Origin of the sequence: Nostoc sp. (assembly GCF_036919815.1) — a bacterium.
In the GTDB taxonomy this organism is placed as follows: Bacteria; Cyanobacteriota; Cyanobacteriia; order Cyanobacteriales; family Nostocaceae; genus Nostoc.
Genome location: NZ_JBALCE010000041.1, coordinates 1 through 23,811 on the forward strand (window position 1 = coordinate 1; position 23,811 = coordinate 23,811).

18 protein-coding genes are annotated in these 23,811 nt (G+C 43.1%); 6 read left to right on the forward strand and 12 right to left on the reverse strand.

Going from position 1 to position 23,811, the window contains the following annotated elements; genetic code table 11:
- The first annotated feature begins 194 nt into the window (after positions 1–194).
- Positions 195–3,011, forward strand: coding sequence for a DUF3131 domain-containing protein (locus tag V7K15_RS11070; RefSeq protein WP_334905549.1), 2,817 nt, complete (start codon positions 195–197; stop codon positions 3,009–3,011).
- Positions 3,012–3,255: 244 nt separating this feature from the next.
- Here V7K15_RS11070 and V7K15_RS11075 read toward each other — a convergent pair whose 3' ends face one another.
- The gene (locus V7K15_RS11075; protein WP_334905550.1) at positions 3,256–4,596 is read right to left on the reverse strand and encodes a DEAD/DEAH box helicase; all 1,341 of its coding nucleotides are present in this window, start codon (positions 4,594–4,596) and stop codon (positions 3,256–3,258) included.
- A gap of 267 nt (positions 4,597–4,863) precedes the next feature.
- Between V7K15_RS11075 and infC the strand changes: the two genes are divergently transcribed.
- Positions 4,864–5,331 (forward strand): translation initiation factor IF-3, encoded by a 468-nt coding sequence (infC, locus tag V7K15_RS11080; RefSeq protein WP_292793660.1) that lies wholly within the window; start codon positions 4,864–4,866, stop codon positions 5,329–5,331.
- A gap of 227 nt (positions 5,332–5,558) precedes the next feature.
- Here infC and V7K15_RS11085 read toward each other — a convergent pair whose 3' ends face one another.
- Positions 5,559–6,176: a TetR/AcrR family transcriptional regulator gene (locus V7K15_RS11085; RefSeq protein WP_334905551.1), complete on the reverse strand. Its 618-nt coding sequence runs from the start codon at positions 6,174–6,176 to the stop codon at positions 5,559–5,561.
- A 398-nt stretch (positions 6,177–6,574) separates the two neighbouring features.
- On the opposite strand from V7K15_RS11085, the gene V7K15_RS11090 reads away from it, so the two are divergent.
- From V7K15_RS11090 to V7K15_RS11105, 4 genes are all read left to right on the forward strand, one after another.
- The gene (locus V7K15_RS11090) at positions 6,575–7,882 is read left to right on the forward strand and encodes an ABC exporter membrane fusion protein (protein WP_334905552.1); all 1,308 of its coding nucleotides are present in this window, start codon (positions 6,575–6,577) and stop codon (positions 7,880–7,882) included.
- Positions 7,879–9,054: an ABC transporter permease DevC gene (devC, locus tag V7K15_RS11095; RefSeq protein WP_334905553.1), complete on the forward strand. Its 1,176-nt coding sequence runs from the start codon at positions 7,879–7,881 to the stop codon at positions 9,052–9,054. Before V7K15_RS11090 ends, devC begins: the two co-directional genes overlap by 4 nt.
- A gap of 175 nt (positions 9,055–9,229) precedes the next feature.
- Positions 9,230–9,928 (forward strand): DevA family ABC transporter ATP-binding protein, encoded by a 699-nt coding sequence (locus tag V7K15_RS11100; protein ID WP_334905554.1) that lies wholly within the window; start codon positions 9,230–9,232, stop codon positions 9,926–9,928.
- Positions 9,929–10,286: 358 nt separating this feature from the next.
- Complete coding sequence (locus tag V7K15_RS11105; RefSeq protein ID WP_334905555.1) at positions 10,287–11,816, forward strand: YifB family Mg chelatase-like AAA ATPase; 1,530 nt, start codon at positions 10,287–10,289, stop codon at positions 11,814–11,816.
- Positions 11,817–11,894: 78 nt separating this feature from the next.
- Here the strand turns inward: V7K15_RS11105 and trpD are convergent, their stop codons facing one another.
- The 10 genes from trpD to tyrA all read right to left on the reverse strand — a co-directional run bounded on the left by trpD (position 11,895) and on the right by tyrA (position 23,801).
- Positions 11,895–13,010 (reverse strand): anthranilate phosphoribosyltransferase, encoded by a 1,116-nt coding sequence (gene trpD, locus V7K15_RS11110; RefSeq protein ID WP_334905556.1) that lies wholly within the window; start codon positions 13,008–13,010, stop codon positions 11,895–11,897.
- Positions 13,011–13,143: 133 nt separating this feature from the next.
- On the reverse strand, positions 13,144–14,382 hold the full coding sequence (gene trpB / locus V7K15_RS11115) for a tryptophan synthase subunit beta (RefSeq protein WP_334905557.1): 1,239 nt from the start codon (positions 14,380–14,382) through the stop codon (positions 13,144–13,146).
- Between the two features lie 50 nt (positions 14,383–14,432).
- Complete coding sequence (locus tag V7K15_RS11120; RefSeq protein WP_334905558.1) at positions 14,433–15,707, reverse strand: tyrosinase family protein; 1,275 nt, start codon at positions 15,705–15,707, stop codon at positions 14,433–14,435.
- Between the two features lie 131 nt (positions 15,708–15,838).
- On the reverse strand, positions 15,839–16,672 hold the full coding sequence (gene trpA, locus V7K15_RS11125) for a tryptophan synthase subunit alpha (protein ID WP_334905559.1): 834 nt from the start codon (positions 16,670–16,672) through the stop codon (positions 15,839–15,841).
- Between the two features lie 51 nt (positions 16,673–16,723).
- Positions 16,724–17,161 (reverse strand): hypothetical protein, encoded by a 438-nt coding sequence (locus V7K15_RS11130; protein ID WP_334905560.1) that lies wholly within the window; start codon positions 17,159–17,161, stop codon positions 16,724–16,726.
- Positions 17,148–17,978 (reverse strand): indole-3-glycerol phosphate synthase TrpC, encoded by an 831-nt coding sequence (gene trpC, locus V7K15_RS11135; RefSeq protein WP_334905561.1) that lies wholly within the window; start codon positions 17,976–17,978, stop codon positions 17,148–17,150. The genes V7K15_RS11130 and trpC overlap by 14 nt, the downstream gene beginning before the upstream one ends.
- A 193-nt stretch (positions 17,979–18,171) precedes the next feature.
- Complete coding sequence (locus tag V7K15_RS11140; RefSeq protein ID WP_334905562.1) at positions 18,172–20,376, reverse strand: anthranilate synthase; 2,205 nt, start codon at positions 20,374–20,376, stop codon at positions 18,172–18,174.
- 380 nt (positions 20,377–20,756) lie between these two features.
- A complete protein-coding gene (locus V7K15_RS11145) occupies positions 20,757–21,953 on the reverse strand; it encodes a 3-dehydroquinate synthase (protein WP_334905563.1) in 1,197 nt (398 codons plus the stop codon).
- Positions 21,950–22,594 carry a DsbA family oxidoreductase gene (locus V7K15_RS11150; protein WP_334905564.1) on the reverse strand — a complete coding sequence of 215 codons (645 nt, stop codon included), beginning with the start codon at positions 22,592–22,594 and terminating at the stop codon, positions 21,950–21,952. The genes V7K15_RS11145 and V7K15_RS11150 overlap by 4 nt, the downstream gene beginning before the upstream one ends.
- A 139-nt stretch (positions 22,595–22,733) precedes the next feature.
- Complete coding sequence (gene tyrA / locus V7K15_RS11155; protein ID WP_334905565.1) at positions 22,734–23,801, reverse strand: bifunctional chorismate mutase/prephenate dehydrogenase; 1,068 nt, start codon at positions 23,799–23,801, stop codon at positions 22,734–22,736.
- Positions 23,802–23,811 lie beyond the last annotated feature (10 nt).

Here is a 23,811-nt window from a genome sequence, read left to right on the forward strand (position 1 = left end):
AAATGCTCTAAATTGGTTTAATCATTGTGGTCTGTTTTTTGAGCCTATTAGATAGCTCTTCTTGTGGTGAATTTGATCGCAAACTGCTGTAATTACGCCTACCTACTTACCAAAAGAATAGACCTGATAAAGCTCGATTTATGAATTATAACTGTACAGACGGGCTATAACGCTCCTAACTCTTTCTTTGCAATATGATATACAAACCCCCTCAACAAAAGCTGTTGAGATGGATTGCATTGTTCCTAGTAGGGACATTTCTGCAATTGTTGTTCTACATTCCGATACCAGTTTTATCCCAATCCAATAGCTGTAGCAATATTACAGCCCCGCTCACACCAGAGGAACAAACTTATGCTCGTGCTGCTTGGCAGTATTTTGTGAAAAATTATCAGCCAGCAACGGGATTTACCAATTCTACCGGGGGTTATCCTTCGGGTACACTCTGGGATATGGGGAATTACCTAATGGCATTGAATGCTGCACGATGGTTGAATTTTACTGACCAAGCAGACTTTGATGTTCGCCTGAATAAGTTTTTGACGACTCTTAACAGCTTGAAGTTATTTGAAGATACTTTGCCCAATAAAGTCTATAACGCAGCCACCGCACAGATGGTTGATTATGGCAATAATCCATTGGAGCGGGGTATTGGTTGGTCTGCTTTGGATGTCGGGCGAATACTGGCGGCGTTTGATGTCATCCGCACCTGTCATCCTCAATATAATGATTGGCTCAAAGGAATTGTAACAAAGTGGCAAGTAGCGCGATCGCTCAAAGATGGACAACTTTTTGGCGCGACTGTTCTCCCAGACAACAAAACCTTACTGGTGCAGGAAGGACGACTTGGCTATGAAGAATACGGCGCTAGAGGTTATCAACTTTGGGGTTTTTCTGCACCCAAAGCTATTTCCCTAGAACCGTTTAAGTTAGTTGAAATTAATGGTGTACAAATTCCTGTTGATACGCGTGACTTTAAAAGCACCAATGCTAATAATTATGTTGTAAGTGAGTCTTATATCCTTGATGGGATTGAATTTGGTTTGCAAGGTGAGTTAGCTGATTTTGCTGCCAGAGTCTTAGATGTGCAAAAACGGCGTTTTGATACCACAGGCCAGTTGACTGCCGTTACAGAAGATAATATTGACCAAACACCCTATTTTCTTTACAACACTGTCTACGCTAACGGTGCAACCTGGGCAACAATCACCGATGCTAATCAACCTTATCCACAGTTTCGCAGCATCAGTACAAAAGCTGCTTTTGGTTGGCGTTACCTTTTTCCAGATAATGCCTATGCCCAAAAAGTTTTTGATGCAGTTAAGGATCTCCGCAGTCCTGATGATGGTGGTTATTATGCTGGGATCTATGAAGAATCAAAACAACCCAATAAAGCTTTGACAGGTAATACTAATGGGTTAATTTTAGAGATTTTATACTACAAAGCTAGGGGAAATCACCCTTTAATTGCTTCCACTTCTGCAAGTGTGTCTACTAGTAAGCCCAGCGAAAATGCTTCTCCTGCAACACCTGCAAATCAACCAAATTCTCCTGGTAAGCCCAGTGAAAAAACTTCTCCTGCAACACCTGCAAATCAACCAAATTCTCCTGTTACACCTCCGATCGCAGCCCCTGCGAACAATTCTAAAGTTATAGAAGTGACCGTTGCACCTATTCCACCAGTGGATAGTCCCCAGTCATCATCTAACCTGAAACTAGATCGATCGCTGACGATTATTGAACGGCGCTATGCAGATGCGGCTTGGGGATACTTTCAAGCAAATTATCATTCTAAGAGTGGGCTGATAGACGATCGCAGTGATTTCAAAGGTGCAACTCTCTGGGGATTAGGAGATTATCTGGCAGCACTCCATGCAGTGCGATCGCTCGATATAATTACCCCGAAAGAATTTGACGGGCGTACCCGACATCTTTTGGCAGCCTTGACAAAGTTACCGTTATTTGCTGGTGAATTGCCAAGTCGGGGTTATGATACGCGATCGCTCCAACCAATAGATTATGGTGGAAATCCAGTTCCAGAAGGAAACGGTTGGTCAGCTTTAGATTTAGGTAGAATGCTGGCAGCGCTTTACAACTTAAAAATCTGTCATCCAGAATACACGGCTGCCGTCGATAAAATTGTGCTGGATTGGTCATACTTGCGTGTAGTGCGTGAAGGTATTCTCTCTAGTGCTACAACCGCCAAAGATCAAGATGGGCGAGTTCGGATCCGCGTTAACCCCGAAACCCGCTTAGGATATGAGGAATATGCAGCTCGTGGTTTTCAATTATGGGGATTTAATGTTGAGCATTCTGCTGTTGGTGGTGAATATCAAACTGCCTCAGTAGAGGGGGTGAAAATTCCAATCCAACGCCATCGCACCGATACTAACTCCAAAGTTAACCAATACACAGTTAGCAATCCTTTCTTACTCTATGCATTGGAGTTTGGACTAGATCCACAAATGCGATCGCTCTTTGAACCAATTTTTCAGGCGCAAGCTGAACGTTACCGTCGCACCGGCATCTTCACAGCCTCAGCCACCACTTTAATTGATCGTAAACCTTACACTATTCACAGCTCAATTAGTCAGTCTTGGGTGGCTTTAGGAGATGACGGGAAACCTGTACTAAAGGGGCGATTAGTAAGTACAGCAGTAGCTTTTGCCTATCATGCTTTGCTTCCAGAAAACAAGTACAGTCAAGAGTTACTGCAAGGAACGACTGACTTATATAATCCATTAATTGGATTTTATGAGGGCTTCTATGAAACCACGGGTAAAACAGCAATTGGTTTCACCAGCAGCACCAACAGTATGATTTTACAATCCTTGCTTTATGAAGTGACGAATCGACAACCCTTAATTCGTCCGACTACCACCATGAAATCTCCTTGGTGGCAAGAAGTTACTAAGGGAGATTCTGGGCGAGGTTTACCTAACACTGCCAGACAACAAACCAAGTTAATTTCTGATAGTTCTGGAAATTACTGGGTTTCAGGTAGAAGTTAGCTCACAACTATACTTTTCCCTCAAAACTATACCTATCAACCGTTTCAGTCTTATTTTAAGTATGTTGTCTATTTGTTAAGAAAGATCCGGGTAATGGATAGCCCTACAAGGGAAGGGGGAAAATTCAAAGTCTCTAACTTTTCTTGTGGGGTGGGCGACACGAGAGCCCGTGACCAAAGGCAGACAAGATGTCCACCCCACAAGATTGGGTAATTTATTTCTTAGTAATCCCTAAGAACAAAGATCAGCGATCGCGTTTAGCAGAACGGCGCGATGTGGACGAACGACCACCAGGCTGATCGCCATTCGTTGCAGGTGGCGCTGGCTTACGTTTTGCGGAAGTCGGTGGTGACAGTTTAGCAGTACGAGCCGGACGCTTGTCACCTCCGGGTTGGGGTCTGTGTTGGCGTCCATTTGGGATTGGTACTGGCTCAGTGTCGGGGTTGAGCGCAAAGCCAGCGACCACTTCCTTCGGCAAGCGCTGCTCGATCAGTTTTTCAATATCTGCTAATAGAGGGTATTCATCGATGCAGACCAGTGATACTGCTTCACCTGACGCGCCAGCGCGACCAGTGCGACCAATGCGATGAACATAATCCTCCGGTACATTGGGCAGATCGAAGTTGACTACATGCGGTAGTTCGCTGATGTCAAGACCCCTAGCAGCAATGTCTGTCGCCACCAATACTTGTAAGCTGCCATTCTTGAACTTTGCCAGAGCGTTGGTACGCGCCGGCTGGCTCTTATTACCGTGGATTGCCAGTGCTTGAATCCGGTCTTCAGCCAACTGTTTAACCAAACGGTCAGCGCCATACTTAGTGCGAGTGAACACTAGCACTTGATACCAATTATCTCGCCGAATTAGGTGAGCTAGTAATTGGCGTTTTTTGTCACGGTCTACCTGATAAACTTTTTGGGCTATTGTGTCGGCGGTAACGTTGCGACGTGCCACCTCAATCATCGTTGGGTGATTTAGCAGTCCGGCGGCGAGGGTTTTAATTTTGTCGGAGAAAGTAGCGAAAAATAGTAAATTCTGTCGCTGTTTGGGCAGAAGTGAGAGAATGCGGCGAATATCATGAATAAAGCCCATGTCCAGCATTCGATCTGCTTCATCCAACACCAAAACCTCAATATGTGACAGCTTCAGCGTGCCCTGGTGTACGTGGTCTAGCAGTCGCCCTGGAGTAGCGACCAGAATATCCACTCGGCCTTTCAAACGCTGTTTTTGGAGATGAATACTGACTCCGCCGAATATCACCATTGAGTTTAGGTTCAAATACTTGCCGTACTCGCGCACGCTTTCTTCCACCTGTGCGGCGAGTTCACGAGTCGGGGTGAGAATCAGCGCCCGGATCGGCGGATATCCATTAGACGTACCTTTGCTCTTGTCGGACGACAACCGATGCAGAAGCGGCAGGGTAAAACTAGCGGTCTTTCCAGTCCCAGTTTGTGCCCCAGCTAGCAAATCGCTACCCGACAATACAGCAGGGATCGCCTGCATCTGAATTGGCGTGGGTTCGGTGTACCCTCGCTCGGTAACGGCGCGGATAATTTCATTGGACAAGCCGAGAGTAGAAAAAGACATAAGACTCCAAAAATAACATCGGCCTGTCGCCAATGCTGGCGTTAGTCTTAGGCGGACGGATAAACTATCATTGAAAGGCTGGATGGGCAGTAGCGCCAAGACTCAGAGCGTGTGCCGCAATTTTGCATTCTAACAGATTGCAATCGATTGTGTCGTTAAAGTTGCTCTGATTCAGTGTTGTGTTAAATTAGCATTAGCATTACTTGCTTGCAAAGTAAAGTGTTGAACAACTAGGAGAAATTCATTATCGCAATCCAAAAGCAACTGATTAATTCGCAAATCAAGTCACCTCACGTCTTCTTGATTGACCATGAGAATAACAATCGTGGTCTGATCGACACCAAGGAGGCCCTACAGCTAGCCGAAAGTTTAGAGCTTGACTTAGTTGTAGTCTCCGAAGGCAAAGACGCTCCAATCGCCAAGATTCTCAACTATGGCAAGCTTCAGTATCAAAAGAAAAAACGTCAGAGTCAGAGTGCTAGACCCACGGTAAAGGAAGTTCGGTTCGGGCTAAACGTGGGTGTAGCTGATTACAATTTACGTATTGAGAAAGCTGTTCAGTGGTTGAGTAAAGGCGATTCGGTGAAGTTTGCCATTCGTTTACGAGGTCGAGAACATCAATATCGTGACCAAGCTGGAGAACTACTAGACCGGATTGCAAACGATCTCAGTCAAGTAGGTAAAATCCAGTCGTTGGATAAACGCTCACTAATTGTTCAAGTTATTCCTGCCTAGTTAATCTAGCGATCGCCAGAGGATGCATTTGACCAAATAATTACTAATTCATAATTCTTAATTAAACACACTGTACAGCAGCCCAGACTAAATCAAAAATTTAGTGGTCAACAAGACAGTGGAGAGTAGTCAGCAACCACTGATTCTAATTATGAATTATTAATTATCAATTATGAATTATTTTGACCTTGCGACTGAACAAGCGCCAAGCGCCGATATATAACCAATCAATCGGCGCAATTGGTGATTAAATGTGTCAAGGCATCAATCAAGCGATCGCTTTCCATTGGTATAATATCTTTCCCATGCATCACATTCTGAGTAATATGAAAATTAACTAATGTCCCTAAAATAATCCTCGCTGTTGCCTCTGGATCACTAATATTCAGTTCCGGGTGAGCAGCCAAGTATTGAGTGATCGTTTCCAACATTGGTTTAATCATCGCCCGAACACAAATCTGAGTTAATTCTGGAAAACGACCAGATTCCCCAATTAGCACTCGCATAAATGCACTGTGTTCCTGGTCGTTATTCATCTGTTCTAATAATTTGGTTCCGAATTGGCGCAGTACGATTTTTGGTTCTCCCTCCATAGGTTCGGTGTCAAACAGAGAGCTAAACTTCTGATTTGCCAATTGCTCTATCAGTACTTTAAAAAGTCCTTCTTTATCTTGAAAGTGGCTATAGACTGTGGCTTTAGAAACACTCGCTGCTACTGCTACCCGATCCATACTTGTGCCAGCATAGCCATTTTGCAGGAACTCCTGCATTGCCCCTTGCAGAATTTGCTCTACTTTATCAACGGAATTATCTCGAGCAACTTCGTCAGCTTTGATGCGTACCATTTTTAATCATCCTCTCTTATAAAGAATTTTAATAAACCACGTCTATCTTGAAACCTGTAGTTCTTCGGTGATGAAAAGGATTTGCCCTCATCCCCCAACCCCTTCTCCCAAATATGGGAGAAGGGGAGCCAGAATTTCAAAGTCCCTCTCCCAAGTAGGGAGAGGGATTTAGGGTGAGGGCGAAAACTACGGTTCTCAATTTAGATGAGGTTTAGCTGCGGCAATTTACCCTACGCCATTAATCCCAGTTGTGGCAAGCATTCTGGTGCATAACTCCGGGCAAACTGATTAAATTGAGAATTTTCGCTTTTTACTCTTGACTAAACTACTCCGTTTAGTTTAGCATAAATTGAACTGAACAGTTTAGTACAAGTTGTGAATGGGAAAAGGTGAACACTATGGTATCGAACTGGAAATTAGAGGATTTAAAATCTTCTCAAAATCTTTGGCGATCACCCACAACACTAGCAATAATTGCATCTTTGGCAATAGGTGGAGCTAGTGTTTATACGGTGCTAAAGTTTCAGGCTACGGCTAATGAAAAGCAAGCAGCGCCAGTAGTTGTTCAACCAGTAGTAAAAACAGTTACAGCATTGGGACGCTTAGAACCAAATGGAGAAGTGGTAAAACTGTCTGCAACTTCTTCGACTGAGGGGAGTTTGCTTGAGAAACTATTGGTGAAAGAAGGCGATCGCGTCAAAGCTGGACAGGTAATAGCAATTATGGACAGTCGCGATCGCTTGCAAGCAAGTTTGGTTGAAGCCCAAAAACAAGTTCAAGTTGCCAAATCCAGCCTTGACAAGGTAAAATCGGGAGCAAAACAGGGAGAAATTGGAGCAAAACAAGCTGCTGTAAACCGTCTGCAAGTCGAACTAGAGGGAAATATCAAAACTCAACAAGCCACAATTGATCGTCTAGAAGCGGAATTGCAAGGACAACAACAGAGTTTACAAGCAACTGTGGCTCGCGTAGCAGCCGAAAAGCGGAACGCTGAAGTAGATGTGCAACGCTATGACGCTTTATACAAAGCAGGGGCAATTTCCAGTCAGTCAGCTGATCAAAAACGGTTGAGTGCAGAAACTTCTACTCAGCAGGTAATCGAAAACCAAGCCAACAAAACAAGAACTGTAGCGACTTTAGAACAGCAGATCAAGGAAGCCAAAGCTAACCGCAACCAAACCCTCGCTAGCTTGCAACAGCAGATTAACGAAGCTAAAGCCACCCTCAACCAAACGGCTGAAGTCCGTCCTACAGATGTTGCAAACGCCCAAGCAGAGGTAGATAGCGCTCAAGCTACTGTGCAAAAAATGCAAGCACAACTGGATCAAGCATACGTCCGCGCACCTGAAGCGGGGCAAATTATGAAGATTAATACACGAGCCGGAGAAACTGTTTCTAATGACGGGATTGTGGAATTAGGTCGAACCGACCAGATGTATGCAGTTGCAGAAGTTTACCAAAGTGATATTAACAAAGTGCGATCGGGGCAACGAGTCAAGGTAATTAGTGATTCCCTCCCCGGAGAATTACAGGGAACCGTCGATTGGCTGGGGATGCAGGTGCAGCGACAAAATCTGATCAACAGTGACCCCTCCAGCAATATTGACGGCAGAGTAGTGGAAGTTCATGTGCGACTAAATCAGGCTTCTAGCATCAAAGCTGCCAAGTTTACCAATCTGCAAGTCAAGGCGGTAATTGAACTATGATTGGATTTATTCAACAACTGCGGCAGCGAACCCCCTTGGGATGGCTGCAACTAAGTCATCAAAAAAGCCGTCTTTTGGTGGCATTGTCCGGCATTGCTTTCGCTGATGTTCTGATGTTCATGCAACTAGGGTTTCAGACCGCTTTATTTGAAAGTAATACTAAGCTCCATCATAGTATGCAGGCTGACATTTTCCTACTTAGTCCTCAAGCGCGTAACGTGTTAAATCTGTCCACCTTTACGCGGCGGCGGCTGTATCAAGCAATGGATGTACAGGGGGTGAAGTCAGCAGAAGCAATGTATATTAACATTGTCGATTGGAAGAATCCTCAAACACACGAAAAGACATCTGTGCTAGTTATCGGGATCAATCCTGAAAAGCAAGCGTTTGATTTGGCGGATGTGAACAGCCAGATAGATCAGGTGAAGCTACCAGATACCGTCCTGTTTGATCGCGCCTCCAGAGGAGATTATAAAGAAGCGATCGCTCAAGTTGCACAAGGGAAACCTGTGACGACTGAAATTGACCGTCGGACGATTACTATTAGCGGCTTATTTTCAATTGGAGCATCCTTTGGGGCTGATGGCAACCTAATTACCAGCGACCAGAATTTCTTGCGGCTATTTCCCAAGCGAGAAGCCAGCAGTGTTAGTTTAGGTATGGTTCAACTACAACCAGGCTATGATCCAAAACAGGTGAAAACAGCTTTAGAATCTCATTTAGATCATGATGTTAAAGTGTTTACGAAAGCAGAATTTATCGAATTTGAAATAAATTACTGGAAAACAAATACAGCCATCGGGTTTATCTTCAGCCTGGGTGTAGCAATGGGGTTTATGGTAGGCGTGATTATCGTCTATCAAGTTCTTTCTACAGATGTGAATTCTCATATCAAAGAATACGCCACATTCAAAGCAATGGGGTATAACAATCTCTATTTATTAGGTGTGGTATTTGAAGAGGCGATAATTTTGGCAGTGTTGGGCTTTATCCCAGGAGCGATCGCACCTTTAGGACTTTATTATTTAACTCGTAATGCCACCAATTTACCAGTTTACATGACTTTAGCACGAGCCTTAACGGTATTAGCGCTGACTATGATTATGTGTATAATTTCTGGTGCGATCGCCACTCGGAAATTACAGTCCGCCGACCCCGCAGATATGTTTTAGAAAATGGGCATTGGGCATTGGGCATTGGGCATTGAGCAAAACAGTTCCGAGTTCCGAGTAAAGAAGTGAGATTCCCCACTCAGCACTCACAACTCAGCACTGATCAGGGGCATTGGGCATTGGGCAATTATTCAATTCCTAATCCAAAATCTAAAATCTAAAATCTAAAATTAGTATGCCTCCTGTAATCTCTGTTAAAAATCTCAACCATTACTTCGGTCATGGTCAACTCCGCAAGCAAGTTCTGTTTGATATCAACCTGGATATTAACGCCGGCGAAATTATTATTATGACTGGGCCTTCTGGTTCTGGTAAAACTACACTTCTCACCTTATCAGGGGGCTTGCGTTCTGCTCAATCTGGGAGTTTACAGATATTGGGAGAAGAACTTTGTGGTGCTAATACAGCAAAACTTACCCAGGTGCGACGCAATAACGGTTATATTTTCCAAGCGCACAACTTGCACGCTAGCCTGACAGTACTCCAGAATGTCAGAATGGGCTTGGAAGTGCATAATAATATTTCGTCGGCAGAAATGAAAACCCGGTCAGCCCAGATGTTAGAAGAGGTAGGATTAGGCGATCGCCTGAATTATTATCCTGATGATTTATCTGGGGGACAAAAACAAAGAGTTGCGATCGCTCGTGCTTTAGTTGGTCGTCCTAAAATTGTCTTAGCAGATGAACCCACCGCCGCCCTTGACAGTAAATCGGGACGAGATGTGGTCAACCTGATGCAAAAACTAGCTAAAGAACACGACTGTACCATTCTCTTGGTTACTCATGACAATCGCATTCTAGATATTGCCGATCGCATCGTCTACATGGAAGATGGCAAGTTAGTAAATGACCGTGCTGTTGTTGCAAGCACTTAGGAATCGGTGCAAAAATCCCACATTTTTAAGCATAGCAACTTAGCTCGACTTTATCCATTTTTTGGCAACGCTTTAGCTGACGCTGAAAGCTTTGTATGACCGTAGTTTTACTTTTTAGTTTTCACCTAAAATCAGTGATATGGAAAAAGTTTTTGCCAAAAAGCTAGGGTTTTGCCGATACCAGAGATCCAAGTTATTAATTTTGGATAAAGTCGAGCTTAGTACAACACTTCATTAATATCATAGCGAATTCTCTGCGTGCCTCTGGGTTTAAATTGAAATCGTCTGTGTAGTTTCACCAATGCCAATCTACCGACTTATCTGCTAGAGATTTGAAAGGTTTACTATTATATAATAAATGCTTGCTAGAGTCTGGAGTGCATCAATTGTAGGCATCGATGCCGTCAAAGTAGGCGTAGAAGTCGATGTGTCAGGGGGATTACCGGGAATTGTTGTCTTAGGACTGCCAGATTCAGCAATTCAAGAATCAAGGGAAAGAGTCAAAGCAACGCTGAAGAATGCCGGGTTTGCCTTTCCCATGCGAAAAATTGTGATCAATTTAACTCCGGCAGATTTACGCAAAGAAGGCCCGTGTTTCGATTTGCCTATTAGTGTAGGAATTTTGGCGGCTTCTGAGCAAGTTAGCGCTGATTTGTTGGGAGATTATCTATTTTTGGGCGAAGTCTCTCTGGATGGCAGTTTGCGTCCGGTGGCTGGTGTCTTGCCGATCGCAGCAGCAGCCCAAAAGATGGGAATTGCAGGTTTAGTTATCCCTGCTGATAATGCTCAAGAAGCCGCAGTGGTTGAAGGCTTGGCTGTTTACGGCTGCAAACATCTGTCTGATGTGGTGGATTTTTTAAATAATCCGGGGCGTTACAAACCTGTGCAGATGGATGTCACAAGGGAGATAGCAACATTATCCTACCCTGGTGCAGATTTGCATGATGTCAAAGGACAGGCTCACGCGCGTCGGGCTTTAGAAATTGCTGCTGCTGGTGGGCATAATTTAATTTTTGTTGGGCCGCCTGGTAGCGGGAAAACCATGTTAGCACGGCGCTTACCAGGAATTTTGCCGCCTCTGAGTTTTGCCGAATCTTTAGAAGTGACTCGCATCCATTCGGTGGCTGGTTTATTGAAAAATCGTGGTTCGTTGGTACGCGATCGCCCTTTTCGCAGTCCCCATCACTCGGCATCTGGGCCTTCTCTTGTGGGTGGCGGTAGTTTCCCTCGTCCTGGAGAAATTTCATTATCTCACAGAGGGGTACTTTTTTTGGATGAACTTACAGAATTTAAACGAGATGTTTTAGAATTCCTACGTCAACCTTTGGAAGATGGCTACGTGACGATTTCCCGCACCAAACTATCAGTAACGTTTCCCGCACAATTTACTTTGGTGGCGAGTACTAATCCTTGTCCTTGCGGTTACTATGGCGATACCATCCAACAATGTACTTGTTCTCCCCGTCAACGTGAGCAATATTGGGCAAAACTTTCTGGGCCGTTGATGGATCGGATTGATTTACAAGTTGCAGTGAATCGCTTAAAACCAGAAGAAATTACCCAACAGCCTACTGGAGAAGCATCAACATCAGTACGGGAACGGGTGCAACAAGCAAGCGATCGCGCAATTACCCGCTTCCAAGAAGAACCAAGTCTGCGTTGCAATGCCCATATGCAAAGTCGCCATCTTCAGAAATGGTGCAAGTTAGATGATCCTAGTCGCAATTTATTAGAAGTAGCAATTAGAAAATTAGGTTTATCGGCAAGAGCAAGCGATCGCATTCTCAAAGTAGCACGAACTATTGCAGATTTAGCCGGAGAGGATGAGCTAAAAACCAATCATGTAGCGGAAGCGATTCAGTATCGCACAATCGATAGAATGCAGTAGTAATAGCTATTTTTCCAATTTTGAGCAAATAAGTCGCGCTGTGCCAGTTGCCTAAGTCCTGATTCCTTTGCAAGTCCCTTAACGCAAAAATTCAGCAAGTTGTTCAAGTTTTGTCCAAGCCGCACCGCTTTGGAGAATTTCCTTAGCAAGGGCAATACCTTTAATACAACCTGTTAAAACATCAGTTTCCCGATGAATGGCTTCACCAACTTGCAGTGCCAGGGCTGTATTTAAAGCGACCACATCCTGCTGCGCTTGAGTGCCTTTCCCTTGGAGAACTGCCTTCAAGATTTCAGTATTTTCTTGGACATCTCCACCGTGCAGTGCCGTAGTGGGTGCAAAACTTAAACCAAGTTCTTGAGGATTCAGCGTTAGAGAACGGACTTTTTTATCTTGGAGTACAGCCAAGTCAGTGACATCTGCTAAACCAGCCTCATCTAAACGTTCCCGTCCATGAAGTGCGATCGCTTGCTGACATCCTAATTGGGATAAAGCTTGAACAATCTCCTCTAATAAAAGCGGGTCATTCACGCCAATAATTTGCCCTGTTGGTCGCATGGGATTTACTAGCGGTCCGAGTAAATTAAAAACAGTCCGCACTTTCAAAGTTTTTCGCAAAGTAGCGATCGCTTTAAGTCCAGGATGCCAGCCGGGAGCAAACAAAAAGGTAATTCCCACCTCACCCACTGCGGCTTGTACTTTCTCAGGAGTGGCGTTGAGATTTATACCCAAAGCTTCCAACACATCAGCCGATCCAGTTTTGCTGGATGCGGAACGATTGCCATGTTTGGCAACTTTTACCCCGGCGGCGGCGGCAACAAAAGCGACAGCAGTGGAGATATTAAAGGTTGAAGCGCCATCTCCACCAGTTCCACAGGTGTCAATTAGGGGTACTGGGGACTGGGGACACTTCGACAAGCTCAGTGCATCGCTGGTGACTGGGGACTGGGATTGCAAGACGGTGGCCATGCCAACTAATTCTTCGGCGGATACGCCTTTGGCTTGAATTGCGGCTAAAATCGCTCCTGATAGGACATGAGGAATGGTATCTGTGAGCCAACCTTGCATTAAATCCCCAGCTTGGAAAACCGTCAACGATTGTCGATTCAGCAACTGTTGCAATAAAGCAGGCCAGTTATAGAACTCAGAAGAGATGAAGATATTATCAGGTGGGGTTTGCGTTACAGCGATCATATTCGTTATTTATTATTATTGGACTAGTGGTTTGTTTCATTAGTTCTGAAGGGAAAATAAGTTTGTAGTCAGGACTTTAGTCCGGGATTTTTAGGCAATAAAGTGCTTACTACAAACTCATTAACATGAATCACTAGGGAATAAGAACTTTTGCTACAGTTTGTACATCCTTGTCACCTCTACCAGAGCAATTGATGACGATGCGGGGATTGCCTTCTAACTGGGGACAAAGGGTTTCTAAATATGCGATCGCATGAGCCGTTTCTAAGGCTGGAATAATCCCTTCTAGTTGTGAAAGTCTTTGAAATGCATCCAACGCCTGTTTATCAGTAACACTGTAATATTCGGCGCGACCAAGATCCTTTAAATAACTATGCTCAGGGCCAACGCCGGGATAGTCTAATCCGGCACTAATTGAATGGGCTTCGATGACTTGACCATCATCATCTTGCAGTAAATAGCTCATTGCACCGTGCAACACACCTATTTTTCCTTTTGTCAAGGTAGCAGCGTGCTTTTCTGTATTTACACCTTCACCCGCCGCCTCAACTCCAATTAGCCGCACCGAAGGTTCATGCATAAACTCATGGAACAATCCAATTGCATTGGAACCTCCACCCACGCAAGCCAGTAAAATATCTGGTAATCCTCCCCATTTCTCCTGAGATTGAGCGCGAGTTTCTACACCAATTACCGCGTGGAAGTCACGTACAATCATTGGGTAGGGATGGGGACCAGCAACAGAACCGAGGATGTAATGGGTTGTTTCCACATTCGTCACCCAATCCCGAATTGCTTCAGAAGTCGCATCTTTGAGAGTTCCCGTACCTGCCTCGACTGGACGAACTTCTGCCCCCATCAACTTCATCCGAAACACATTCAGAGATTGGCGTCCCATATCGTGAACGCCCATGTAAATCACACATTTCAAACCAAACCGCGCACACACAGTTGCAGTCGCTACACCATGTTGACCTGCACCTGTCTCTGCAATAACCCGTTGCTTACCCATGCGTTTAGCTAGCAACACCTGAGCTAAAGCATTATTAATTTTGTGAGCGCCTGTATGATTTAAATCTTCACGCTTTAAATAGATTTGCGGCCCTGTGCCATCTGGTCGAGCATAGTTTGTTGTCAGGCGTTCAGCAAAATATAATGGGCTGGGTCGTCCTACATAGTCACGCAGTAAATTTTGCAGTTCTGCTTGGAAACTCGCCTCGTTGCGATATTGATCAAACGCTGCTTCCAATTCAGTTAATGCAGGCATTAAGGTTTCGGGGACGTACTTACCGCCGAACCTTCCAAACCTGCCTAAAGAATCTGGTTGGATTGCAGATGAAATCCTAGTGTTAATGTCTTGTATACTTACCATTGGTTAAAATCCTTTTACGTTCAAGTATTTTTTACTCTCGTTCTAAAAAGTTAGAACTTATGCCACTGTTGAAAAAACTTATGCCACATCTGAAAATTTCTTGGCGTTTGATTTTCAGAGGTTTCGTAGGTATAGCCCAGTTTTCTGTGATTCAAAACGTCTATAGGCCGTACCAAATCGTCGAAGTCAAAATTTGGTAATAGGGATACTAAATCTCCTAACAGCGTGGCTTTAGGGGTAGACATACCGCCGTCCCAAGGCCACATTAGGTCTTTAAGATTGTGTCCGTAAGGCTGACTATGACCATCGGGAGGATAAAAATCGCTACCTTTATGACCGTTTTCTTGCCATTCAGCCCAGAGGCGGTCTACGTTCGCATGATGCAACCAAAATACTGGGTCATAAGGCGAACTTGGTATATTGCTCATAGTACCCAAGCCCTTAAATTTTACGGGTCTTGTGCTTGCGTCTATCTGTACCCCACCAACTAAACCATGAATGTAGTTGTGTATAAATCCTCCTGGGGTGACTTTACCCTGCTCATCTACAGAGATAAATCCTTCCAAAGCAGGGCGAAATAGAGAATAGTTATTAAGAGCCAGGGCACGCTCAATATCTTTTTTGGGCACAGGGTAATCACTGCCAGGAGGTAGTCTTAGAAAGCGGACAAGTGATGTACCTAATGATGTTCCGGTATCTAGATCAATGTTTAATGCTGGATTCATAACCCAGCCATTTGCAGCAGAAAAAGCCCCAGGCACAGGGCCGCCTGTAAAATTTCCCTGATTTGGAATTTTGATGGTTACTCCTTGACCGTTAGAACCAAGAAAGTCATCGTTAAAAACCACATCAAGTGATTTGGGGTCTGTCCAATCCCAGTATGGGAGAGTAACAGTTGGGTCTACTGCTTGCAGAGCTTGTTCAAATCTGCGAATATATTCTCGATGCCAAGGGAAAAATGCGGCATTTTCATGAGCAAGTTCTTGAACGGAACCATTGGAATGGCCTTTATGGTTATGAATCAAGCGTGTTGCCCCTATATGTATGGCAACGAATTGGTCGTAAATACTGACCTTGCTACCTGCCGGAATTACAGTTTTTAAGGTTTTGATAGCCTTGACAAATGCAGTTTTCTCTGCCGGGGTCAGGTCAGTTACGTTCTTTCTGACAGCTAGGTGAGCCTGTTGTCGTGGAAAATTGTAATCCCAATGGTATTTGTATTGTCTGTGGTCAGTGCGATTATGGGCGAAGACTGTAAGCGCACAGGCGCTAACTAGAAGGACGCTATAAATTAATATTTTGACGGATTTCAGCAGGAGTTTCATTGTCTTAGGGATTTGCAAGAAATAAATTATCCAAGAAAACGAACCACAGAGGCGCAGAGGGCACGGAGAAAGGAGGAAGAGAGAGAAATGAAGAAGTCAGGAGTCAGAACTCCCTAAGTTGGGGGGTGAATTTATCTCACCTCTTGAAGAGATGGAGTTTCGCGCGGACTTTCTGTAATGGCTGTTTTAAGTTCTTGACAAAGTTTTTCTAGTGCTTGCAGTCCTTGAGTTGGGCTACCTTCAGCTAACCGTTTAACAAAGGCACTACCAACAATCACTGCATCTGCACCCCATTCTCTTACCTGATGTGCTTGTTCTGGATCTGAGATGCCAAAACCAACGCCAATGGGTTTATCGGTAACGCTTCGCAAATCTGTAATTAAATGTTTTACGCGGTTTTGGAGTTGAGAACGTATACCTGTAACTCCTGTAACGCTCACTAGGTAGATAAAACCCTGAGATTGACGAGCGATCGCTTTAATCCTATCTTGAGAACTGGTGGGAGCTACGAGTAAAATTACCTCAATTCCGAAAGATGCAGCAGTCTGGATTAATTCTTCTGCTTCTTCTAAGGGTAAGTCTGGCACTACAAGCCCTTGCACCCCAACTGCGGCAATTTGCGCCAAAAATGACTTAATACCCCGGTACAAAATGGGATTGTAGTAAGTAAATAGAATTATCGGCGCTTTTAGGCTAGGACTGACAGTTTGCAACATCTCTAGCACTTGTTCTAATTTAGTGCCTTTTTGCAAAGCGCGGGTTGCTGCTGCTTGAATCACAGGCCCATCTGCCAGAGGATCGGAGTAGGGAATGCCCAACTCGATAAAGTCAGCACCATTGCGATCTAAGATGCGTAAAGCCTCGGCAGTGGTTTCTAAGTTAGGATCGCCTGCTGTGATAAAAGGGATTAAAGCACACTGTTGGCGATCGCGTAAAGTTTGAAAGGAATCGGAGATAGAAGTCATACTGAAAAATAGTTAATGATTAGTTAATATTTCTGAAAGAATCAACAAGTCTCAATTAACGATAGTCACGCTACATTTTTTGTCATCGAGTCTTTGATACTCGTAAACGAGTCTTTTAACTCCGTGAATGAGTCTTTTAGCTCCGTTCATCCACCTTTGATACTCGTGAATGAGCCTTTTAACTCCGTTCATCCACCTTTTATACTCGTGAATGAGCCTTTTAACTCCGTTCATCCACCTTTGATACTCGTGAATGAGTCTTTTAGCTCCGTTCATCCACCTTTGATACTCGTGAATGAGTCTTTTAACTCCGTTCATCCACCTTTGATACTCGTGAATGAGCCTTTTAACTCCGTTCATCCACCTTTGATACTCGTGAATGAGCCTTTTAACTCCGTTCATCCACCTTTGATACTCGTGAATGAGTCTTTTAGCTCCATTAATGAGTATCAGAGCTTCATTTTTTAAGCTCTTATCAGGACTCAGCACTCAAAAGATTACGCACAGCTTGTTCTACATCGCTTTGTTTAATTAAAGACTCTCCGACTAAAACTGCACGGACACCAGCCTCAGCAACAAGAGATAAATCAGCAGGTGTATATAATCCAGACTCACTGACAACGGTGATATCCAAACTTTGTAATTGTTGTTGACGCTGTGCTAAAAGTTGCTGTGTTGTTCCTAAATCAAGGGTAAAATCTTCTAAGTTGCGATTGTTGATTCCTACTAAATGTAAGTCGTCAAGCTTTAGCACTCGATCCAGTTCAGCCAAAGTATGAACTTCCACCAGTGCATTCATGCCTAAGTCATGAATTACTCGCAGAAAATCTTGAAGTTCTCGATCTGATAAAATAGCCGCAATTAATAATACTGCATCTGCACCCGCAGTCCGTGCTAAATAAATTTGATAAGGATTAATGATGAACTCCTTGCACAGTAAGGGTAATGAAACGTGCGATTGCACACCACGCAGATTGTCAAAACTGCCCTGAAAGAACTTATGATCAGTGAGGACTGATAGACAAGCTGCACCACCTCGTTCATAAGCTTGAGCGATCGCCACTGGGTCAAAATCTGCGCGGATAATCCCACGGCTAGGTGATGCTTTTTTTACCTCGGCAATTAAGCTCGGTTGGTTGGGATTTTCCTGTAAAGCAGTTAGGAAATTTCGCACAGTGGGGGCTGCATTTAACTGTTTTCGTAAGGAGGCTAAAGGCAGTTCTTGCTGCATTTGTGCAACTTCTTGCTTTTTATGCAACACAATTTCTTCGAGAATATGGCGGGAAGTAGCAACTTGGTTAGTCATAAACAGCTTAAGGGAGTGAGGAAATAACTAATTATTCTCGTATTCTCGTTTATTCTCGTTCCCAGATTCCATCTGGGAATGCATTATGTGCAGGCTCTGCCTGCCTGATATGACTAAAAACATTCTTAATTTGGTATGAGGCGGAGCCTCAAGGATCGCATTCCCATGCTCTGCATGGGAACGAGGCAAATGACTAATGACCAATGATTAATGACTCTTTGGTTTGCGTATATGCAGACACCACATTTTTAATGATTTCCAGACCAACTTCTCCGGCTAAAGTCATGATTGATTCTGGATGAAACTGAACGGCGGCGATGGGAAGTGTTTGATGTTCAATGCCCATAATTACGTCGTCATCAGAAATCGCTGTTACTTTTAGTTCTTTTGGCAAATGTTGCGGTAGGGCAAACAATGAGTGATATCTACCCACTGCAAAGGATTCTGGTAAGTTTTTGAAGGTTACAGAATCGGAATCAGTAACGAAAATCCGTGAGGATTTACCATGTTGAGGATAGTTGAGAACTCCCAACTCTCCACCAAAAGCTTCAACGATGCCTTGCAGTCCTAGACAAACTCCGAAAATGGGAATTTTGCGATAAAGAATAGCGCCAACAGTCTCTGGAACCCCAAAATCACTTGGTCTACCAGGTCCCGGAGATAAAACAACTAAGTCAGGTCGTTCTGTATCAAAAAGTGAATCAGAGAAACCGTGACGTAATGTGGTGACGATCGCACCAGTTTGGCGAATGTAATTGGCTAGGGTATGAACAAATGAGTCTTCATAGTCTATTAATAAGATGCGTTTGCCAGCTTCCGCACTTGGGAGGATTTTAGTTAATTTTATGGAACTGGACTCATCAACTTTCTGACTCGTTTGCTTAACACGCCGAATCGTCTCAAATAAAGCAGCAGCTTTGGTAATTGTTTCTTCTTCTTCTGCTTTTGGTATGGAGTCATAAAGGACAGTAGCACCAACTCGTACTTCAGCGATGCAGTCTTTTAATCGAATTGTCCGCAGAATTAATCCAGTATTTAAATTGCCATTGAAATTTAAATAGCCAACTGCTCCACCATACCAACGTCGAGCGCTCTTTTCATGCTGTTCAATGAAATTTATTGCGGCTTTTTTGGGTGCGCCGGTGACTGTAACTGCCCAAGTATGGCTCAAGAATGCATCTAAGGCATCAAATTGCGATCGCAGTATACCCTCAACATGATCTACTGTATGAATTAAATGGCTGTATAATTCAATTTGGCGACGGCCAATCACTCGTACTGAACCAGGTTCGCATATTCGGGATTTGTCATTGCGATCGACATCAGTACACATCGTCAACTCAGCTTCATCTTTGTGGGAGTTGAGTAACTGACGAATTTGCACGGCATCATCAAGAGCATCTTGTCCCCGGGTAATAGTGCCACTAATCGGACAAGTTTCTACTCGCCTACCTTCAACCCGCACAAACATTTCTGGAGATGCACCAATCAGATATTCTCCACCTAAATTAAAAATAAACCCATAAGGACTAGGATTTATTTCCTTTAAGGTTTCAAATAGTTTGCTGGGTTCCTGTTCATAACCTTCAAAAAAGTTTTGACTAGGAACAACTTCAAATAAATCACCTCGGCGGAAATAATCGAGTGCAACCTCAACTTTTTTGGCATATTCGCCTACTTGATGGTCAGCAGTTTGATTTGGGAGAAAATGTTTTCCGCGATAATCTACAGATTCACCTGTTCTAGGTAGATTCTTCGTGTTGCCGTGCGCTGTTTCAAATTCATATTGAAGACGAAATGCGCGTTGCTGATAATAGTCAACAACTATCAATTCATCAGGCAGATAAAGCACTAAATCACGCTGATCTGTAGGACGTTCCAGACGATGATTAATTGGTTCAAATTGAAAAACTAAGTCATAACCAAATGCGCCGTACAATCCTAAATGCTCGTCTTCTTGACTAGAAAAAGTATGTAGTATTTCGCGGACAACTGTAAATGCTGAAGGTTGTTTGCTACGTTCTTCTTCAGCAAATAATTTTTTTTCCGGTTTAACAAAGCCTACAATATGGCTATTATCTTGGGTAACTTTTTCAAGTTGTTTCGATTTTGATAAGCACTCTAGGAGTAATGGTAAAAGGACTTGACCGCGTTCATTTAGCGCTATCAAAGTGAAAGCATTCTCCTGTGTAGTCAATTCCAATGGTGGATTGACAAATCCGATCGCCCATCTTTTGTATCTGCCTGGATATTCGTAGCTACTCCTTAGCAAGCCTCCACGCTGAGAATTTAAGCGGAACAGAATATCTTCGAGGGCAGCGTCGATCTTAACTTCGGTGATCGAGCGAGAAACACTTACACCGCCAAGGGTTTTGTAAGAACGGGAATCAAAAATCATGGGTAATATCTCTATACTAATTATTAGTTAATCATTTTTGTTAACTTACTTTGAGTTATTCCTATTTAGTTAGGTATTTTTGGATGAACAAGAAATTTAGATGATTTATTGCCAATTTAAATCAACCTACTTTCATCAGCTTATTTTTTTCAAAATATGTAATTAAAACCTTTTTGCTTCTTATTTAAGAGTACTAGATATCAAGCAGATAATATATTGAACAATTTTTAGATTAGGTGTCAATTTATTCGCTTTTTATACTGCTTTTTTAGTACACTTGCTAAGAAAACTATTTGAAAACCTCCGCCTCCCTCAAAAGTAGTAGATCATCTGATCAAACATCAGGGTTACTCTACGCTTCCTTCAGCTACCTAGAGCGTTTAAAACTTAATTCTAAATTCGCGCAACAGCGATATTGCTTGCCGATACAAAAACAAATCAACCTTGTGAACCTCAATTCTTTTTCCAATCCCTTGTAACAGCGTCAAAGTTAACTCCCCTCCCAAATGTTCACGGAATTCAGTTAAACCTTGAAACAAACAATGAGGATCTTCTAGTTCTGATAAATTCTCAGCGAGTTCTGGCACATACAACGTAAAACCCAACGCCAAGAAAGTATTTAATATCCGTTGCCACTCTGAAAAATCTAGCAGTCCTACTAAATAAGAATAGGTGCTATCCAAAGCAATACCGATCGCAACGGCTTCGCCATGACGCAAGCGATAATTTGTCAAATGCTCCAGTTTATGAGCCGCCCAATGTCCAAAATCTAGGGGACGAGACGAACCCATTTCAAAAGGATCGCCGCTATTGGCAATATGTTCTAAATGCAACTGGGCGCAACGATAGATAACTTGTTGCATAGTATCCATGTCTCGTCGTCCAAGGGCTGCGGTGTGAGAATGGATAAAATCAAAAAATGAAGCATCCTTAATCAGCGCCACTTTGATTGCTTCTGCGATTCCAGAACGCCAATCGCGATCGTCTAGAGTTGTCAAAAAGGCAGAATCATTTATAACTGCATAAGGTGGCGCAAATGTGCCGAGAAAGTTCTTTTTACCAAAGGCATTGATGCTGTTTTTTACGCCAACCCCAGAATCATTTTGCCCCAATACCGTCGTCGGCACCCGAATTAGACGAATTCCCCGATGAGCAGTTGCAGCTGCATATCCTACCAAATCTAATACCGCCCCACCCCCGATCGCTAATATGTAAGAGTGGCGACATAATCCGGCTGCTTCAATGAGTTGATGGATTTGCTCTAATAAAGTGGGATCGTTTTTGGCAGCTTCTCCTCCCGAAATTATCATAGGTTCAGCTGCGATCGCTAGCACCTCTGCATAAAACTTGGTATACGCGACTAATTGGTTCACCAATTCTGGTTGATACTTTAATATTCCTGCGTCTACCACTGCAACTATTTTCTTCGGCTTTGTCTCCCCATCGGCTGGAATCACTTGCGCTAAAGTGGGATTTTTCAACTCAAATAAATTTTGGGTAAAGTAAACCTCGTAGTTAAAAGTAACCGAAACACGTTGATGAAGTAATCTACTTTTTTGCTTGATATCAACTATCATATTTTTGCAGGTATATCTAAAAGTGTAGTACGATTCAAAGTTTCCAGGAACACCTCTACGGAGTGAGAACCATTTACCTGGACTTTGTTATTGATGATCAAAAATGGCACGCTGTTGATCCCATTTAAGCGAGCAAATGTAGATTCAGCAACAACTACATCAACCACATTACGATCATTTAATTGTAACTTTAATTCGCTAGGATGCATCTGATATGCTGTACCAATGGCAACAATAACGTCAATATTTCCGATGTTCAAACCATCTTCAAAGTAAGCTTTATAAATAGCTTCTACGACATCGTTTTTTACCTTTGCAGGTGCAAGTGCAATCAGTTGATGAGAAAGCTTAGTATTAACAGCTAAACGGATTTTGTCAAAATCTAGCTTAACTCCAGCGGCCTCACCGGCTCGTTGGGTATAATCCAACAGATGTTTGATTTCTTCCGCTTTCATACCTTTTCTATTTTGCATAAAGCTCCGAAATTCATACCCGTCAGCAGGAACAGTATTGTCCAGAAGAAAGGGATGCCATCGGATATTTACTTCTTGTTCTTGCGATTGTGCCAGTGCATCAAATAGATGTTTTTTCCCAATCCTGCACCAAGGGCAAACGGTATCATGAAAGATGTCTATCAGCATGGTTTTTGTTACTCAAATGCTAATATTTGTGTGCATTTGTGGTTTAAAAAGAAAGAATTCAGAGTTAAATTTTGTGTGACTGGTGGATAGTGCAGTGGTAGCGAGTCAGACGCTACGCGAACGCTATCGAGCGTCTGAATTATTCTTTAAAATCTCCTTGGAAAGCCCTTGTATTTAAAGGCTGGATAAAAGTGTTAATTTTCTCTTCAAAAAAGCTTTGAGTATTTTCAAATTCTTTAATTAATGCGTCTCTATCTTTCCTGGCTACCAGTCTCGCCAAACGGCTGTAAGTCTTAGCTAAAAAGCTAATTGCATTACACCTCTCTTCTGTAGCTAACATAATATCAACACATAAATTAGGACTCTGAGAAAACAAACGTTTAACAATATCAATCTCTTGACGGTAGTTAGGAGTTGACATTGTTAAACTCTGCTCTATATCAATTATTGCTTCTGCTAAGAAAACGCCAAGACTAAATCTACAAAAATGTTGTGTTGCTTGAACAACAACCATTATTTTATCATGTTCTTCAGGCGTGGAAATAATTAACTCTCCACCTTGACTTTTAATCAAGTCTAATAACCATTGAAATGAATCATCGTTTCGGCCTGGACACACCACCACTTTTTCCCCAAAAAATGATTTAATATTTGGCCCGAACATTGGGTGTAAACCCATGACTGGGCCAGAATGGTGTTTGAGCATTGCTTGAGTTGGCTGTGCTTTAATACTTGTGATGTCACACAAAGCAGTATTTGGGGCGAGATATTTAGCTGCACGCTTGATAACATCAATTGTATATTCAATAGGAACGCTTACTAATACTAATTCTACCTGACTCAACAGTTTATCTGCATACTCCCAATCTTCGTGTTCGAGAACCCTAACATTGTGACCTACTACTGAAAGCTGTTCTTTAAATAATCTTCCCATCCTGCCCTGTCCACCGATGATCGTAATTTGTCGGGGGCTGACATGATTTGTGGGATATTTAGCAATTAGAGTAGCATGACAACTATTTAGCACACTTGCCCAAACGGACTCAGGAATACCAGCTTGAGCGAGTAGGGGAGCGACATCAGCCAGTTGTTCATCTAAAGAAGGTTGTTCTGATGCTGCTAATAATGATATGCGATCGCAAAGTAAGGCAATCAAGTTTTGGTCAGTTTTTTTAAGCCGATCTGAATAAGAGGATTTCAAAAGCATTTTTCCCGTC